Source organism: Streptomyces sp. NPDC054765 (genome assembly GCF_053612065.1).
The window spans coordinates 123,478-140,333 of record NZ_JBSHBP010000015.1; the positions used below are offsets into that span (position 1 = coordinate 123,478).

The window sequence follows — 16,856 nt, forward strand, 5'->3', positions numbered from 1 at the left end:
GGCGGGCACGCACCTTTCAGCCGCGGCCGGTCCACCGCACCTCGTATCCGTCGAGGGTGACGTCCTTGCCGTCCACTTTCGCCGTGGCGCGGCGGTCCCCGGTGTTGACCAGCAGCGCCGTCCGGTCATCGGCCAGGCCGCGGATCTTCGTCCCACCGGTGCCGAGGTCCTGCGGCCGGTCCCCGGGGGGAAAGGCGGCGGAGAAGCGGGACAGCAGGTCCAGCATGGGCAGCCGCCGTCCCCCGTCGTCGAGTTCGGTGCTGGTCCACAGGCATCCGGGGCAGTCCGCCCCCTCGTTCTCCGGGTTCCAGTAGAACCCGCTGGTGGCGCCGCCGGCCGCCATCTCGATCAGGGCGGCGGCCTGGGTGGCGGTGCGCCGGCGTTCGCTCCAGCCGGACCGGTCGTCCTTCGCGTCCGCGACCTCCACATACCACTCCGCCCACCACAGCGGCAGCCCGGTCTCCTTGCGCAGCCACCGCCCCACATCGGCGAACTTCTGGGTGGCGGCGAACGGGTCCGGGGCGTACCGGTCGTCCTTGCTGTAGCTGGAACCGTCGACGACCAGGAAATCCGCGCCCGCCTTGTGCCGGTTCCAGTACGCGAAGGCATCGAGGGTGCGGCGGTCGATGCTCCCCCAGGGGCCCTTGAGACCGGAGGCGTAGGTGTCGTCGCCCGGGACGTAGCTGTCCATCACCAGATAGGGACCGCCCACCTGATTGGCGCTGTTCACCTTCTTCAGCGCGCGGTAGACGAGGTTGTACAGCCGGGTGTATCCCTCGTAATTCCAGCGGCCCTTGGCGTCGTCGAAGAATCCCTTGAATTCATTCCAGACGACGAAGTGCCGGACCTCCGGAAAGCGCTGGGCGACTTTTCCGGCGAGCGCCGCGAAATCCGCGTAGTGCGCCGGGTCGGGCGCCTTTTCCAGCGTGTTCCAGTCGGTGCGGCCGGCCTTGCCGCCCTTCATCCAGTCCGGTGAGCAGCACAGGGTCAGGACGGGGGTGCCGCCGGTCTGCCGGACGAGTGCCAGCCGGCGGTCCAGGTCGGCGAAGTCATAGCGGCCCGGACTCGGTTCGGGGTTGTCCGCGCCCCAGCCCATCAGGTGCTGGTTCTGCGGCATCGGGTGGGCGGCCAGCAGCCGGGCGGCCCGCGCGGTGGACGGTCCGGTGCCCTGGTCCGCGCTGAACTGGGTGTGGGTGAACCCCCAGCCCACGGCGGGTCCCGCGGCACCCGGCCGCGCGGGCCGCTTCGCATCCCCGCCCTCGTCCCCCGGAATGGCGCAGATGACCAGCAGTACCGCCAGCACCCCCACCCCGGCCGCGATCGCGAGGCCCCGACCCTGACGTTCCCCACCATGACGTCGCACAATGGGCAGATTAGCCAGCGAACCGAGCACTACGCCCGAGTTTCTGCGTAACAGTTCTGTTCTGGTGCAGGGAAAACGCCGGGATAATCCGTGTACGCAACGGGCCGCCGTGACAGATCATGTCGGCATGTGTGCCGATCACGTCCAGCCGTCCGCCGCCGAGGAGTCCCTTCCGCTCCGGCTGACCATGGATGACAGCGATTCGCCCTCCGACGTCGTCGATGCGCTCTTCCTGGGCCGGTTCGCCAAGGGAGAGCAGCCGTACGCCCGCAGCCGCTCCGTGGACCGGGTGAAGCCGGGGCTGACGCTGCTGCCGCCGGGCGCCCGGATCCTGCGCTCGGCGAAGGACGAGGACCGCAGCGCCACGCTCGCCGAGGGCGACGGTTTCACCCTGCTGGTCTCCCGCTGGAACCGCGGCGCCGACGTGACGGTCACCGCCGTCACCGACGAGCTCGCCGAGAAGGTGCTGGGGCAGTCCGCGGACGGGGCGCAGGACGAACCCGAGCCGCAGCCGGAGAACGTCCCGATGGGCTTTTGGTACTTCTCCCCGCGCCGCGGACCGCACCGCACGTCGCGGCAGATCTCGGCCGGCACCTGGGAGGAGATCCGGCCCAACTACACCGCGCCGGTGGCCGAGGCGATGGACCGGCTGATGAAGGTGGCGCCCGACGAGATCGCCGGCCGGCTGCTGTTGCTGCACGGCCCGCCCGGTACGGGCAAGACCTCCGCGCTGCGTACGCTCGCCCGCTCCTGGCGCGACTGGTGCCAGGTGGACTGCGTCCTGGACCCGGAGCGGCTGTTCAACGACGTCGGCTATCTGATGGACATCGCGATCGGCGAGGAGGACGGCACCGGCAAGGGCCGCTGGCGGCTGCTGCTCCTGGAGGACTGCGACGAACTGATCCGCGGCGAGGCCCGGCACGCCGCGGGCCAGGCGCTGTCGCGGCTGCTCAATCTGACGGACGGGCTGCTGGGCCAGGGCCGTAACGTCCTGGTCGGCGTGACCACCAACGAGGATCTGGAGCGGATGCATCCGGCGGTGGTCCGCCCCGGGCGCTGTCTGGCCCGTATCGAGGTCGGCCCACTGAGCCGCGCGGAGGCCGTGCACTGGCTCGGCACCGAGCAGGGCATCGGACGCGAGGGCGCCTCGCTCGCCGAACTGTACGCGCTGCGCCGTGGCACCCGTCCCGCGTCGGTCCCGGCCCAGGACTCGGGGGCGGATGCGGGGCTGTATCTCTGACCGCCCCTGATCTCTGACCGCTCCTCTTCCCTGACCGCTCCTGGCCGCGGGCGACGGCGGGCGGGCCGGCGGGAGCCGTGTGGCGCCTCCAGGGGGGCCGTACCGCTGCCGTACCACCGAACCGCGGTGCGGCAGCGGCTGTCCTTTGGCCGGGACCGGCGGCATGGCGTATCCCCACCCGATCCGCGATCGTATGCGGCATGGATGCCGATGAAACCGAGATGCGCGCAACGGTCCGCGAGCTGGCCGAGGCGCTGGAGACGATGCTCAATCTGATCCGAGCTGACGCGCTTCCCACCACTCCCGAGGCGCACGGCCTCATGCGGAAGGCGATGACCTTCCTCGACGAGACGTCCCACCGGCTCGCCACCCCGGACCGGCCCGGAGAGATCCTCCCCCTGGCCACCGCACTCAACAGGCTGGTCATCGAGGGGCGGGAGCAGATCCTCGACGACGCCATCGCCGCCTCACCCGTACCCGACCATCCAGACCTGTGAACAAGCCGCACAGGTGACCACACCGCGCCGCCCCGGAACGAACGGGGAGCCCCGGCTCCCCTGGTTTCCCGCAGGTCACCCCGCCCTTCCTCGCGGCTTCATGGCCACCGGCGGCAGTTCGGGCGCGGCGAGCCGGGCGCCCTCGTAGCCGTGGACGGTGCCGAAGCGGGAGCCTTCCATCCACTCCTTGCGCGCCTCCTCGATCTCCTCCTGCGACCGCCCCACGAAGTTCCACCACATGAGGATCTTCTCCTCGAACGGCTCGCCGCCGAGCAGCATCAGGCTGCTGTCGGAGTCGGCACGCAGGGGCAGTTCGCTGCGTCCGCAGCCGAGGTAGAGGAGCGCGCCGGGGGCCAGGCGCACCCCGTCGACCTCGCTCTCGCCGGAGATGGCCAGGGCCGCGTACTCGAAGTCGGGGTCGACCGGCAGCCGGGCGTCCGTGCCGGCGGCGAGGGTGAGGTCGGCGCCGGCCAGCGGGGAGCAGGTGGTGCCGGGCGAGGTGGCACCGGCCAGTTCGCCGAGGATGACGGTGGCGGACAGTCCCCGGCCGCCGGTGATCACCGGCAGCTCGGTGTGGTGCTCGAAGGCCGGGGCCCTGTCGCGGTGTTCGGCGGGAAGCGCCACCCACAGCTGGGCACCGTGCAGGAGCGGGCCGTGGCCGAGCGGCGACTCCTCGGAGTGGGCGATGGCCCGGCCCGAGGTCATCAGGCCCAGCTCCCGCGGCCGTACGGTCTGCAGGCTGCCGAGGCTGTCGCGGTGCAGCACCTCGCCCTCGCGCAGCCAGCTGACGGTCTGCAGGCCCATGTGCGGGTGCGGGGGCACCTGCATCCCGGGATCGCCGACGATGTCGTCGGGGCCGTAGTGGTCGACGAAGCACCAGGCGCCGACCATCCGCCGGCCGAGGTTCGGCAGCAGTCTGCGGACGACGGTGCTCTCGCCGAGGGGTACCTGCTTGCCGGGCTGGACATCGCGGACCGGGCCCGTACGGCCGTTGCCGCCGCAGGGATTGGGCGCGGGTCTGAGTTCGAGGTTGCTCATGGCGCCACGATAGGCACGGCCGGGGGTGCGGTCCGGTCAGGCACACGAAGCTCCGGGGAGTGATGCCCGGTCATGCATACAGCTCGCGCAGCCGTACGGACAGGCAGGTCACGCAGCCTTCCAGCTTCTCGAACTCGCTGATGTCCACGCCGACGGGCTGATACCCCAGGTCGGCGAAGAGCTCCGCGCTCCTGGGCGCGGAGGCGGCCATCAGCAGCTTGCCGCCGCCGAGCAGCACGACATGTGCGCCGGACTCCTCGGGGACGGGCAGGAAGCGGGGGTACGCGGCCGGGTCGTCGACCAGGGGCGGATGCCCGATGACGGTGCCGTCCGGGAGCGCGGTCACCGCCGACTTGAGATGCAGTACCCGGCTCACCGGTACGGCGACCACGCGGGCCCCCAACGGCTCGAAAACGGCGCGGAGTTGGCGTACGCCGTCGGCGTTGGTGCGGCCGCCGCGGCCGACGTAGAGGGTGTCGCCGATCTTCAGGACGTCGCCGCCGTCCAGTGTGCCGGGCGCCCGGATCTCGTTGACCGAGCAGCCGAGCGCCTCCACGGCCGCGCGGGCGGCAGGCACCTCGGCTCTGCGGGGTCCGGCACCGGGGCGGGCGAGCAGCGCGACATTGCGGAACACGACCATGGCGTCCTCGATGAAGACCGCATCGGGGCAGTCGTCCGCGGGGTCGACCTCGGTGGTGTGCCAGCCGTGGTCGCGCAGCACCTGGACGTAGGCCTCCCACTGGCGCAGCGCGCGTACGGGGTCGACCGGGCGCCGTTCGATGTGGGTGACCAGGCCCTCGACGAGGCGGGGGCCGGGACGGCGGACGAGCGCCTGCTTGCCGGTCATGTGGATCCTTTCGGGCGGCAGCGCGGTGGCTGCGGTCAGGCGTCGCTACGGTAGGTGGCGCGCAGTGCGTCCTCGACGGCGGCGAGGGCGGCACGGTGGTCCAGGCCGAGGCGCCGGGCGCGGCGGGCGTAGCTCTCGGCGGCCGCGGCGGCTTCCTTGTCCGCGGCGTCGCCGGCCGCCGCGATGAAGCTGCCGTTGCGGCCGCGGGTCTCGATCACGCCGTCGGTCTCCAGGGCGCGGTAGGCCTTGGCGACGGTGTTGGCGGCCAGGCCGAGGTCCTCGGCCAGGCCGCGGACGGTGGGGAGTTTGTAGCCGACCGGCAGGCCGCCGTCCCTGGCCTGGTCCGCGATCTGGGTGCGTACCTGCTCGAACGGTGCGGCGGCTGCCGCCGGATCGATGGTGAGGGTCAAGGACTGCGGGGACACGGTGGCGCTCCTGGTGCTGGTGGCGGTGCGGGCGGATGCGCGGCGCCGGTATCCCGGAGGTCGAGCCCGGGGATGCGTGACGTGCGTACCCGTCGGTGCGCGGTTTTGTCGCATCCATTGTGCGTCAGGAGCGCCCGGCGTGCCGGGAGGTGTCGCCCCTCGGGGGATGTCACGGGTCGAGCGTGCCGAGCAGGCCGTTGTCGAGCGGCGCCTCGCGGGTGGCGTCGCCGCCGGCGAACCGGCCGGAGCGGCCGGAGCGGCCGGCCGCGATCCAGGGGCCGATTCACCGGACAGGGCGACGGTGGACCTGCGGCGACAGCAACGAACAAAGGCGGGCTGTTGTGTGTGCGGAAGGGCCGCCTCAGCGGACAGTGGGGATCGGCGCGGCCTCACCATGCGGAAAGTCGAGGGTGGCCCACTTGCCGCCGGCGACCAGGGCGGCGAAGCGGTGCAAGCGCCCGTCGGCATCGATCCAGTAGCGGGTGCGGCGTTCAGCGGAGCCACTGGCGGTGCCCGGTGCAGGCGGGGCGGTGTCGCCGGAGTCGGGGGGCTTGGGGCCGGCGATGACGGTGACGGGGGTGCCGTTCAGTCGCTCGCTGCGCAACCAGCTCGCCCCTCCCTGGCGCAGCAGTTGGGCGTTCTCGGGGCGGTCCGTGCCCAGGGAGAGGGCCAGCAGGAGCACGGCGTCGACGGGGTTGGCGCGGGGATCCAGGGGTCGGTGCTGCCAGCCGGAGCGTGGTGGCGTGGCGGGCAGTCGGCCGGTGCTGTCGGGGTGGACGTAGGCAGTACGGAGGTCCCACCGCACGAGGATGTTCTGCGGCTGTCCGGGGACAAGTACCTGGGCGTAGCCGGTGTGTGTGGTCCAGTCGACGCGGCCGGTGATTCTCAGGGTGCGTCCGGCGGCGGGGACGGTGGCGTGGATCTGGCCGCGTACGCGCTGGTAGTTGAGGAATCGTACGGTGGACATCAGCTCGGCCTCGGATGTGGTGAGCGGTCGAGGCCCCGCTGCCGCCCGCTTGCCCCGGCCGTCGTCTCCGCCGCATCCGGTCAGGACCAGGGCGAGTCCGGCCGCGCCCGCGGCGAGCAGGGCACGGCGGCGCATCACGAGCCGCTCCGGCTGTGGGCGGCGAGCAGATCGCGGCCCGGCAGCGGGACGCGGTCCGCGTCGACGGAACCGGGCAGTCCGGTGGCAGGGTGTACGGGGGCGGTGGCGCCGCCGGGCATCTGCGGCTGCTCCGGGGGCTCGGGCACCGTACGGAAGGGGATCCCAGCAGGTGCGGCAGGCTGCGTGGGCGGTGCCGCGGACGTCATCACCGGACCGTCGGCGTCGGCGGAGCACTGCGGCTGGGCGGCCAGGGTCTTGGGGGCCGTGGTGGACAGGGCGTTGTCCGTGAGGCAGTTGCCCTTGCCGGGGGCGCGGTCACTGGCCGCGTACACTGCGTCGACTCCGTTGCGGCTGAAGGTGTTCGAGCTGATCGCGTTGCCGGTGGGCGGGACGTCTTCGGCGGACATGAGGACGAGTCCGGCGCGCGGGTTCCCCTCGATCCGGTTGTTGTGCACGGTGTTGCGCTGGCCTCCCGCGAGGCCGATTCCGATGCCGAAGCCCCCGTCGGCCTGCTGGGGTGACTTCGGCTCGGCATTGTCGGTGACGAGATTGCCCGCCACAACGGCACTGTGCTGCGGGACGAATGCCTCCAGATAGTCAGAATTGACCGTCATTCCGACACGGTTGTGGGTGAGGCGGTTGCGCAGTACCCACATCTTCTCGCTGGCGTTGGTGCCCTCATAGCCGACGGCGTTGTACTCGGCGACGTTGTCGCTCACCACGACATTGCACGGCTTGCACTGGCCGACGTACAGACCTGAATCGGCGCCGCCGGAGGTGTGGTTGTGGTCCAGCCGCCCGCTCTGAGCGTTGAAGGCGTAGATGCCGTAGAGGCCGTTGCGGGCGGAGGTCACATAGCTGACCCGGAAGCCTTGCAGCGGCGGGAACTTCGCCGGGTCCAGGCGCTCATAGCCATTGCTGCCGCGGGCCAGGCCCTGGCCGTCCTGGGACGCCATGCCGGTCACCAGCACGCCGTTGAGCAGGTGGTCGCGGACGGTGAGGTTCTCCACCGCCACGCCGGAGCCGGTCACGACGACGCCGTTGTGCCGCCTGCCCTGCCCGTCGATGATCACGCGGTTGCGGTCGGTGCCGCGCAGCACGACGCGGTCGACGGGGATCCGTACGGTCTCGTGGTAGACGCCGGGCGAGACCAGGACCAGGTCGCCGGGCCGGGCGCGTCCGACGGCCGTGCTGATCGTAGGGGCGTCCTGCGGCACCCGGATGGTCTGTGGCGTACGGGCCTTGGCTGCGTCGTCCTCCTCGTCGGACGGTGCACAACCCACCGCCGCGAGAAGCATGCCGATCAGGCAGATGAACAGGGCGATACGGCCTCGGAACACGGTTCACCTTCGACGGTTTCTGAGATGGCAGTGAGGGAGATTTGATGACAACTACTCCTCAACACTGACAAGATGGAGTAATGGATCAGTTACGTGGCGTACCGCGTAGGGGACTGCTCATGGGGGGTGCGCTGGCCGTGGCATCCTCCCTGGCGGCCTGCCAGGCCCAGGGCCCGCACCCTGAACGGAAGTCCACCGACGACGCTCCCCACCCACTGTCGTCTGTGAGTCCAACAGGATTCACACAAGCGGGAGTTGACAGACCCGGCACGCCACAGGAACACCTCGGTCTCGTGGTGCTCGACCTCGCCCCGGCACAAGGGGGCGGCGAAGTGGCCAAGGTGATCGCAGACCTGGGCCGTTCCGTGCAGCGGGTGGCCAGGGGCAGTCATCCCCGTATGGCCGGGCTGGCCCCGGGCGATACGACCGTGACGGTCGGCATCGGGCCCCGCCTCGTCTCCGGCGCGGGTCGCAAACTGCCCGGCGCCGCCCGGCTGCCCGTCTTCGCCCGCGAGAAGATCCCCGAGGCGGCCCGCGACGGCGACGTTCTGCTGCAGATCTGCGGCTCCGACCCCCTGGTGGTCAGCTGCGCGGAGGCGGCCTGCACTGCGGCGCTGACCGACGCGGGGGCGCGCGTGCGCTGGTCGCAGCAGGGATTTAGGCCCCCGGCGGGGCCGCACGCCGGGCGCAATCTCCTCGGCTTTCCCGACGGGATCATCGTACCCAAGGGGCCGGAGCAAATGCGGCGTGAGGTGTGGCTCGACGGCCCGGGGCCGGTGGCCGGTGGCACGATCGCCGTGGTGCGCCGACTGCGCATCGCCACCGACCGCTTCCTGGCCCAGCCCGTACACCGTCAGGAGGAGATCATCGGCCGGCGGCGCTCCGACGGGGCGCCGCTGAGCGGAGGCGGTCCCGAGGCCGAGGTGGACCTGGGCGCCAAGACTCCCGACGGCCGCTATCGGGTACCGCCCATGGCACACGCCCGCCGCGCCAACCCGCTCACCTCCGGCAGCGGACTGATGCTGCGCCGCGGCTACAGCTACCGCAACGGGCCGGACGACGCCGGTCTGGTCTTCATCAGCTTCCAACGCGAACTCCGTACGTTCGTCGCCACCCAGCAGCGGCTCGACGAGGGCGATGACTTGATGGCGTTCACCGCGGCCACGGCCTCTGGCACCTTCCTGGTCCTGCCGGGCTTCGATACCGAACGCACCTTGGGGGCGGGCCTGTTGGCCGGGTGAGACGTCGGCGGTGCGCCCCCTGGAGGGAGGGCGCACCGCTGCGGAACAGGTGCTCTTGCTCAGCGGGCGTAGTACATACCCGCGTCGAGGTTGTGCTTGACCGAACCCCAGTCACCGACCTGGAACACCTGGGTCTCCGCGGTGGTGTCGGAGTTCCTGTTGAACTCCACCTTGGAGTCGATCGACGAGTTCCCGCCGGGGTCGTCCTCGTACGGGTTGGTCCAGCGCAGCCTGCTGATCTGCGGGTTGGGCCGTCCGATGGGCACGTTGGTCAGGTTCGCGGTGCTTTTGTCGAACCGCAGCTTGTACTTGCCGTGCTCGGTCAGCGCGGGCACGTCGAGCGAGCTGAAGTAGTACTCGCCCTTGGCGCTGGTAGTGGTCGTGGCGAGTGTGTTGCCGTTCTCGTCCAGGAGGGTGACGGTGACGCCGGGGATCCCGGCCCATTCGTCGGGGTTCTGGGTGCCGGGCTGCGGGTCGTACCAGACGCGGTTGCCGATCTGGATCGGCGGCTCGTCGCACAGGTACTCCAGGTCGCCCAAGCCGTTGGCCTTGGCGAAGTTGCCGCTGTCCAGAGCAGTGAGGTACTGGATGCCGTAGCCTTTTTGGTCGGCGGCGCCGCTGGTGCGGTCGTGCCAGTTCACCCCTCCGGAATTGATCGCGTGCGCGGGGTCCATGTACGTACTGGCGATCTTGCCGTCATGCAGGGAGAGGGCCAGCGCACCCTGTGCCCGTTCGCCGTGGCCGGACCAGTTGTCGCCGTGGTAGAACTCGTCGGCGCCGTCGCCCGGGTTGGTCGGGCAGCCGCCGGTGCCCTCCCAGACGAACGTGCCCGCGGCGGTGCGGCACACCTTGGTGATGTCACCCGCCGAGGCAGTGGTGTCCAGGGTGGGGTGCGCCGGGTTGGGGTTGATCATTTGGTAGCCGCCCAGGTCGCCCTGACGGTCGCGGAAGCCCAGTGCCAGGTCGCCGTTGGCCTCGATGGCGATGTCGCTGAGCATCGGCTGCGGGCGGGCGGGGGTGCCGTTGACGGACGCCGGGTACTGGTTCGGGTCGTCCAACGTCCAGGGCGTCCACTTGGCGGAGATGCCCGGGGTCAGGTCACCGCGCGCCTTGTCGAGCTGCTCGTCCAGCACCGGCGCGGTGGAGAACGTCTGACTGCCGGGGTCGTACGTCCACACCACAGCCCGCAGGTCACCGGCGTTCTGGGTGGACTGCGCGGAGCACACCCCGCCGACGTACACGACACCGTCGCGCACCCCGAGGCCCATCGGCCGCCAGTCGGCAGGGCCGTTGCAGCCCGGGTTGGGGATGTTGATGCTCGACGTCGGCGCGTTCGCGGTCGCCTGGGTCGCATCGAAGGTGTAGAGCTTGCGGTCGTACATGTTGACGACGTACAGCTCGTCGCCCTTCTCGGAGAGGTCGATGTCTCCGAGGCCCTCCTTGCCGACGGCCTTGATGAAGTCGCCGTCGTAGCGGGCGGTGCTGGTGTTGTGCGGGGTGCTGCCGGCAGTCAGGGTGGCGAACGTGGTGGTGGCACCGCCGCCGCGCGGCGTTACATAGATCGCACCCTGCCCGTCCGGCCCATAGGTGGTGGCGCGCTTGGCATAGGCGCCCTGGAAGATGCGCCGCTGCTTCTTGTCGTAGGCCAGGCCGTAGGTCGCGCCTGTGTCGCCCTTGGTGTTGAGGGCGGTGGGCTGGGGCGCACCGGCGTTGCTGTTGCCGCGCCAGTTGTTCTTGAAGGTCACCAGGCCGCGCGAGGTGTCGGGCTTGAGCATGTCCTGCTGGCAGGAGGTCGTCAGGTCGGCATTGACCTGGCAGAAGTCCGCCGTGTTCCACACCCCGAACCGCACCGTCTGCGAATGCTCGGCCACGTTGACGTAGGTGACTGCGGAGGAGAGGTCCCTGCCGCCGAAGGCAGGCTGAAGATAGTCCGGAAGGCTGCTGGTCACCAGCTCCAGCCGCAACTCTCCCGTGGTCCCCGCGGTGGGCACATCGACGGTGCCGTCCGGGTTGGTGGTGACAATGAAGCTGTTGTCATCGGCATCGGTGACCCGGACCTCGATCCCGGCCACCCCTAGTTCACGGGCCGCCGTGTACCTGCCGTCGGCGTCCACGTCGCGGATGACGCTGACCGTCAGCGTGCCGGGCGCGGCGGCAACCGCCGGCGTCGGCACCATCGAGGTCAGCAGGGTCAGCGCGGCTCCCAGGCCGAACCCGGCCCGCAACGCGCCTTTCGTCGTTCTTCTCAAAAGAATCCCCTGTCGCGAATGGTGGATGGGGCGGCTTCGCTGCGGAATTCCACACGCCGCCATGTACATATGGCGGTATGTGACGAGTGGCCCGAGCACGATGTCTTCCCATTTCCCGGGACGAGAGGCCGCTCATGAATTCGAGCGGAAGGGTGCTGTCGCGCGGAAACTACACGCGGGGAAGACTCCGACCGGTCAGAAAAAACCAGGGCGCCGTATTCGGCGCACCGGCCGATCGACCTGCTCAGCATGGCCGTGGCCGTGATATACACCAGCCCCGCGCCGTCCATAAAGCAACGGACGAGGCACTTACGGTATGTTGACCGCAGCGAAATAGGATTCGCCGGTAACCCCGTGATTACGCCCTGTTCCTGGCATGGCAACAGATTGGCGGGGGCGCCGGAGCAGCGCAACCCGCCGTTGCATATCCGGCCATTTCAGATCGCCCCGGCGAAGGCCCGGCCGTGCGAACTCGAACCACCTCGACGAGCAGAATGACGCTTCCGGAAACCTGCTTCGTGGCCTGAAGTGTGACCTTGACGCCATAGGCCCCAGCAGCACGGCGGCCCCTGGCACACGCGGCGATGCCTCTACCACGCCGGAACGCGCCGCACGGACCTCCCGAGGTGCCCGTGCGCGCCCCTCCTGATCCAGCCATGGACTCGCTTCGGGTTACCATCAGAAACCGACCGCAACCAGTCCAGGCGCACCTTCCTCCAAGTGGCTCAATTCCCTACCGAGCACGCTCACTACGCCAATGCGCCCTTGCAGCCGCCCCAGGACGCTTCCCCCGCCTCTCCAGGCAATGTGAGGCACCAGGCGTGGGTGTCGTCCCCCTCGGAATGCCGGGCGAACGCCAGGAGTTCCGCCTCGGCCACTACCTGGATGAACCGCTCCAGCAGCGCAAGCCCTTCCGCACGTCGCCTTTCTGACCACTCGATCTGCTGCGGTTGCCGGGTTCGGGGTCTGCGTTCGCAGGACCCGACAGGAATCACCCAGGAACTCTGGGGCCTCATGATGCTCGGCGGCGAGCAGGGCGAGGCTTCCCGTGCCGCATCCCAGGTCGAGGACGGTGGCGGGGCCGGACGGGAGCCAGGCACGCAGCCGGGCGGCCCAGGCGGAGCGGACGGCGGGGTCGCGCAGGCCGTGGTCGGGCTCCTCGTCGAAGGTGGCGGCGGCCGCTTCCCAGTAGGCGGCGTCGGCCCTCGGCAGGGCCGATTCCCCCTGGTCGGCAGGGGGGTTGGGAGGATCGGCACAGGGCCGGGCAGCCGGGTCGGAGGGCGTCTGGGTACTCATGTGCCGATGATGGCAGCGACCACTGACAACGGCGGGCGGGCGCGTGGCCGGGGCCTGCCGGGCGGCCCGCGACGGGCGTCGGGAAGCGCGCCCCGACAGGGTGAGGGAGTACCGTTGTAGGGGCCGGTCGGATGCGACGGCGCCACCACGGAAAGAGCGTCTGCCGCATGGTGGGACCGGCATTGGACCGGTCAGATGAGTGCCTCCCAGAGCAGCCGTCTCTCCGGAGACGGGGTCTTCGACCTCACGCGGACGGCCGTGGTGATGGCCGATCGCGCAGGGGTGGCGCAGGGCTGGACCGAGGGCGCCGAGCGGCTTCTCGGCTATGCGGAGTCCGAGGCCGTCGGCAGGCGGCTGGCGGACCTTTTCGCCGGGGTGGGCGCCGGGGCGGAGCAGGACAGCAGATGGGAGACCCGGCTGGCGTCGGCGGACGGCTGGAGCGGGCTGGAAGCCGTACGGCACAAGGACGGGCACCGGCTCGACCTGGAGTTCCGCGTCCTGCCGGTGCTGGCTGCCCGAAAGGGCTTCTCGCGCCTCGTCCTCGCCGCTGAGATGACACAGACGCCCTGGTCAGGGGCGAGCCGGTCGTTCCTGGAGGGCATTCTCGGCATGTCGCCGATCGGTGTGGCCATGGTGAACGCCGATCTGCAGTTCGTCTGGCTGAACGACGCCCTGGAGCAGATGGGCGGCACCAGCCGCGAGCAGCGCCTCGGCAAGCGGCTGGGGGAGATCCAGCCGGGCCTGGCCGTGGAGGCCATCGAGGCGGAGATGCGCCGCGTGCTGAGCACCGGCATCCCCTCGGTCGGCTACGAATACCTGGGGCGCCCGCAGTCCGATCCGCAGCGGGAGCACGCCTACTCCACGTCGTTCTTCCGTCTGGAGGACGGAGCCGGTCAGGTGCTCGGCGTCTGCTACATGGTCCTCGATGTCACGGAAAGTTACCGGGCCCGACAGCGGATGGCGCTGCTGAACAAGGCCGGTGAGCGCATCGGCAGCTCGCTGGACGTCTGGCAGACCGCGCAGGAGCTCGCCGACGCGGCGGTCCCCGACCTCGCCGACTTCGTCACCGTCGATCTGCTCGACGCGCTGCTCACCGGGGAAGGCGCGGCGCCCGGCCCGCTCGATGCGGCGGACCTGCTCACCATGCGCCGGGCGGGGGCACAGTCCGTCCCCGAGGGCCGCCCCGCGGTGGTGGTCGCCGTCGGGGAGCCGGCCGCCTATCCCCCGTCGGCGCCCGTCGTGCGGAGCCTCACCGAGGGCAAGTCCACCCTGCTGCAGACCCTGGATCCCGCCGACGGTGACCGGGCGGCCGATGCCCCCGTCCGGGCGGCGCATCTGCGGGAGCTGGGCTTCCATTCGCTGATGGTGGTGCCGCTGCGGGCGCGGGGCGTCTTCCTGGGGGCGGCCGCGTTCGCCCGCCGGCGGCCCACCGGACCGTTCCAGCCCGATGACCTGGTGCTCGCCGAGGAATTCGTCACCCGCGCCGCGATCTCCATCGACAATGCCCGCCGCTACACCCGCGAGCACACCGCGGCCCTCACCCTCCAGCACAGCCTGCTGCCGCGCGATCTTCCCGAGCAGTGCGCGGTGGAGGCCGCCTACCGCTATCTGCCGGCCGACTCGCTCAGCGGGGTCGGCGGCGACTGGTTCGATGTGATCCCGCTGTCCGGGGCGCGGGTCGCGCTGGTGGTGGGCGATGTGGTCGGCCACGGCGTACACGCCGCGGCCACGATGGGACGGCTGCGCGCCGCGGTACAGGCGCTCGCCGACCTGGACCTGTCCCCGGAAGAGGTGCTGGCGCATCTGGACGACATGCTCAACCGGGTTGCCCATGACACGAACGCCGACGACGGGGTCATCGGCGCCACCTGTCTGTACGCGGTCTACGACCCCGTCAGCCGCTGCTGCACCCTGGCCCGTGCCGGTCACCCCGCACCGCTGCTCGTCACTCCCGAGGGCGCCGGCCGGCTGCTGGACCTGCCGACCGGCCCGCCGCTGGGGCTGGGCGGTATGCCCTTCGAATCCGTCGAACTGCCCTTGCCGGAAGGGAGTTTGCTGGCCCTGTACACCAACGGGCTGCTGCTGGGGAAGACCCTCGATCTCGACAGGGGGATCACCAGGCTGCGTGATGCGCTGGCCGATCCGCGGGCCCCGCTGGAGGACCTCTGCGAGACGGTGATCGGCGGTCTGCCGGGCGGGCGACCGGTCGACGATGTGGCCCTGCTGCTGGCACGCACCCAGGCCCTGCCCCGTACGCAGCTGGCGACTTGGGAGATCCCCGCCGACCCGTCCGCCGTCGGGAAGGCCCGCCGGACCGCCACCGGACAGCTGAGGGAGTGGGGCCTGGAGGGGCTCGGCTTCTCCGCCGAACTGATCGTCAGCGAACTGGTCACCAATGCCATCCGGCACGCCTCCGGACCGATCGGCCTGCGGATGATCCGGGCGCGGGAGCTGATCTGCGAGGTGTCGGACGCCAGCAGCACCTCACCGCACCTGCGCCATGCGCGGACCACCGACGAGGGAGGCCGCGGCCTGTTCCTCATCGCCCGGTACGCCCAGCGGTGGGGCACCCGCTACACCGCCCAGGGAAAAATCATCTGGGCCGAACTCCCCCTCGGCACCGCCACCGGGACCGCCCCGCCGACCGACCTCGACACCCTCCTCGAAGACCTCGACGACCAGGCTGACTTCACGGGGGCACAGGGGCGTTGAGGGCGGTCGTCGGGGGTTGCCGGGCGGCAGTTCCCGGCCGCCCCGGGCGGCAGTTCCCGGCGACCGGGCGGCAGTTCCCGGCGGGCCGGCCGGGGCGGTCATGGACCGGCGCCGGGGCGGCCCCGGCCCCGATGCCCGTTTTCTCCCCGTCGGCCTGTGCCCCCGCTTAGCGGCTCCTTAAGCCGACCATAAAGATCCTCAGGGACGGTCTTCGGGCGGCGAATTCGCTGTTCAGCGGGGCTAGCGTGGTTTTCGTCAGGCGGCGCTGCGGGCCGTCGGCGCCGCTCACCGGGGGACGGCGCCGCGGTCTGCGATCCGACCCCCCACCTCTGTGCTGCCTGGTGCCCCGCTCGATGCAACTGATGAAGGAGACCCCCACGATGACCGCTCGTCGTAAGGCCACCGGGATCGCGCTGGCCGGGATCGGCCCGCTCGTGCTCACCGTGCTCACCGCGAGCCCGGCCGCCGCGCACGGTTCGATGACGGACCCGGTCAGCCGGGTCTCGGCCTGCTTCGCGGAGGGGCCGGAGAACCCGAAGTCCGCGGCGTGCAAGGCGGCCGTGCAGACCGGCGGCACCCAGGCGCTCTACGACTGGAACGGCGTACGGGACGGCAATGCGGGCGGCCGGTCCAGGACCCGCATTCCGGACGGCAAGCTGTGCAGTGCCAACAACCCCGAGTACAAGGGTCTGGACCTGCCCCGCGCCGACTGGCCCTCGTCCAGGATGCAGGCCGGCAGCCACACCTTCCACTACAAGGCCACCGCGCCCCACAGGGGTTCCTTCGAGCTGTACCTCACCAAGAGCAGCTATGACCCGGCCAGGCCGCTGAAGTGGTCCGACCTGGAGTCGAAGCCGTTCGCGAAGGTCACCGACCCGAAGCTGGCCAACGGGGAGTACATCTTCGACGGCAAGGTGCCGGCGCGGTCCGGGCGCCAGCTGATCTACAGCATCTGGCAGCGGTCGGACAGCCCGGAGGCGTTCTACACCTGCTCGGACGTCGTCTTCGGGAAGGACAGCGGCGGGAGCGCGGCGAAGCCGGCGCCCACCGCCTCGGCGCCGACCGCCACCCAGGTCGCGGCGGGCGCGGGCAGGTCGTCGATGGACATGAGCAGCCACCAGGGCCACGAGGGGAGCGGGACGGGCACCCACACCGATGCGGTGACGGCGGCGGACGCCGATTCCCCTGCGGCGGACGGCAGTTCACAGCCCCAGGGCAACGCCACCCGGGCTCAGGGCAACGCCCCCCGGGCTCAGGGCGGCGGCACGCCGGTCGGCGGGCAGCGGCTGGCGGAGACCGGTGGTGACAGCTCCACCGCCCCGCTGGCCATCGGCGGCGCCGCCGTCCTGGCCATGGGCACCGCGGTGCTGTTCGCCACCACCCGCCGCAAGGCCGCCCGGCACCACGGCTGAGCCCTCCGTCCCGGCCGTCCGGCACCTCGGCTGAGCCCTCCGCCCCGGCCGTCCGGACAGCGGCGCCGCCCCCGGCCTTCCTCCCGGGGGC

12 protein-coding genes and 1 pseudogene are annotated in these 16,856 nt (G+C 71.0%); 5 read left to right on the forward strand and 8 right to left on the reverse strand.

Going from position 1 to position 16,856, the window contains the following annotated elements:
• Nucleotides 1-16: 16 nt before the first annotated feature.
• Nucleotides 17-1,363, reverse strand: a complete 1,347-nt coding sequence (locus tag ACWGJY_RS12890) for a xylan 1,4-beta-xylosidase (RefSeq protein ID WP_453260827.1) — start codon at nucleotides 1,361-1,363, stop codon at nucleotides 17-19.
• Nucleotides 1,364-1,490: 127 nt separating this feature from the next.
• Between ACWGJY_RS12890 and ACWGJY_RS12895 the strand changes: the two genes are divergently transcribed.
• Together ACWGJY_RS12895 and ACWGJY_RS12900 are read left to right on the forward strand one after the other, a co-directional pair.
• Nucleotides 1,491-2,603, forward strand: coding sequence for a DUF5925 domain-containing protein (locus ACWGJY_RS12895; RefSeq protein ID WP_453260828.1), 1,113 nt, complete (start codon nucleotides 1,491-1,493; stop codon nucleotides 2,601-2,603).
• A gap of 200 nt (nucleotides 2,604-2,803) precedes the next feature.
• Entirely contained in the window at nucleotides 2,804-3,100 is a 297-nt protein-coding gene (locus ACWGJY_RS12900) for a hypothetical protein (RefSeq protein ID WP_453260829.1), read from the forward strand.
• Nucleotides 3,101-3,175: 75 nt separating this feature from the next.
• Here the strand turns inward: ACWGJY_RS12900 and ACWGJY_RS12905 are convergent, their stop codons facing one another.
• From ACWGJY_RS12905 to ACWGJY_RS12925, 5 genes are all read right to left on the reverse strand, one after another.
• On the reverse strand, nucleotides 3,176-4,138 hold the full coding sequence (locus ACWGJY_RS12905) for a pirin family protein (RefSeq protein ID WP_453260830.1): 963 nt from the start codon (nucleotides 4,136-4,138) through the stop codon (nucleotides 3,176-3,178).
• Nucleotides 4,139-4,208: 70 nt separating this feature from the next.
• On the reverse strand, nucleotides 4,209-4,985 hold the full coding sequence (gene ddaH / locus ACWGJY_RS12910; RefSeq protein ID WP_453260831.1) for a dimethylargininase: 777 nt from the start codon (nucleotides 4,983-4,985) through the stop codon (nucleotides 4,209-4,211).
• Between the two features lie 35 nt (nucleotides 4,986-5,020).
• Nucleotides 5,021-5,410 carry a GntR family transcriptional regulator gene (locus ACWGJY_RS12915; protein WP_453260832.1) on the reverse strand — a complete coding sequence of 130 codons (390 nt, stop codon included), beginning with the start codon at nucleotides 5,408-5,410 and terminating at the stop codon, nucleotides 5,021-5,023.
• 361 nt (nucleotides 5,411-5,771) lie between these two features.
• Nucleotides 5,772-6,515, reverse strand: a complete 744-nt coding sequence (locus tag ACWGJY_RS12920; protein WP_453260833.1) for a hypothetical protein — start codon at nucleotides 6,513-6,515, stop codon at nucleotides 5,772-5,774.
• Complete coding sequence (locus tag ACWGJY_RS12925) at nucleotides 6,512-7,855, reverse strand: right-handed parallel beta-helix repeat-containing protein (RefSeq protein ID WP_453260834.1); 1,344 nt, start codon at nucleotides 7,853-7,855, stop codon at nucleotides 6,512-6,514. The genes ACWGJY_RS12920 and ACWGJY_RS12925 overlap by 4 nt, the downstream gene beginning before the upstream one ends.
• A gap of 293 nt (nucleotides 7,856-8,148) precedes the next feature.
• On the opposite strand from ACWGJY_RS12925, the gene ACWGJY_RS12930 reads away from it, so the two are divergent.
• Nucleotides 8,149-9,096 carry a Dyp-type peroxidase gene (locus tag ACWGJY_RS12930; protein ID WP_453260835.1) on the forward strand — a complete coding sequence of 316 codons (948 nt, stop codon included), beginning with the start codon at nucleotides 8,149-8,151 and terminating at the stop codon, nucleotides 9,094-9,096.
• Between the two features lie 59 nt (nucleotides 9,097-9,155).
• Here the strand turns inward: ACWGJY_RS12930 and ACWGJY_RS12935 are convergent, their stop codons facing one another.
• Both ACWGJY_RS12935 and ACWGJY_RS12940 read right to left on the reverse strand, forming a co-directional pair.
• Entirely contained in the window at nucleotides 9,156-11,345 is a 2,190-nt protein-coding gene (locus tag ACWGJY_RS12935; protein ID WP_453260836.1) for an SdrD B-like domain-containing protein, read from the reverse strand.
• 1,020 nt (nucleotides 11,346-12,365) lie between these two features.
• A pseudogene (locus tag ACWGJY_RS12940) lies at nucleotides 12,366-12,641 on the reverse strand (methyltransferase domain-containing protein); the annotation flags it as partial.
• Nucleotides 12,642-12,836: 195 nt separating this feature from the next.
• Here ACWGJY_RS12940 and ACWGJY_RS12945 point away from each other — a divergent pair.
• Together ACWGJY_RS12945 and ACWGJY_RS12950 are read left to right on the forward strand one after the other, a co-directional pair.
• A complete protein-coding gene (locus tag ACWGJY_RS12945) occupies nucleotides 12,837-15,353 on the forward strand; it encodes a SpoIIE family protein phosphatase (protein WP_453260837.1) in 2,517 nt (838 codons plus the stop codon).
• A gap of 380 nt (nucleotides 15,354-15,733) precedes the next feature.
• A complete protein-coding gene (locus tag ACWGJY_RS12950) occupies nucleotides 15,734-16,765 on the forward strand; it encodes a lytic polysaccharide monooxygenase (RefSeq protein ID WP_453260838.1) in 1,032 nt (343 codons plus the stop codon).
• The last annotated feature ends 91 nt before the right edge of the window (nucleotides 16,766-16,856 follow it).

Coding starts and splice junctions, on each gene's coding strand:
- ACWGJY_RS12895 (WP_453260828.1), top strand. CDS start 1,491: ATGTGTGCCGATCACGTCCAGCCGTCCGCCGCCGAGGAGTCCCTTCCG.
- ACWGJY_RS12900 (WP_453260829.1), top strand. CDS start 2,804: ATGGATGCCGATGAAACCGAGATGCGCGCAACGGTCCGCGAGCTGGCC.
- ACWGJY_RS12905 (WP_453260830.1), bottom strand. CDS start 4,138: ATGAGCAACCTCGAACTCAGACCCGCGCCCAATCCCTGCGGCGGCAAC.
- ddaH (WP_453260831.1), bottom strand. CDS start 4,985: ATGACCGGCAAGCAGGCGCTCGTCCGCCGTCCCGGCCCCCGCCTCGTC.
- ACWGJY_RS12945 (WP_453260837.1), top strand. CDS start 12,837: ATGAGTGCCTCCCAGAGCAGCCGTCTCTCCGGAGACGGGGTCTTCGAC.
- ACWGJY_RS12950 (WP_453260838.1), top strand. CDS start 15,734: ATGACCGCTCGTCGTAAGGCCACCGGGATCGCGCTGGCCGGGATCGGC.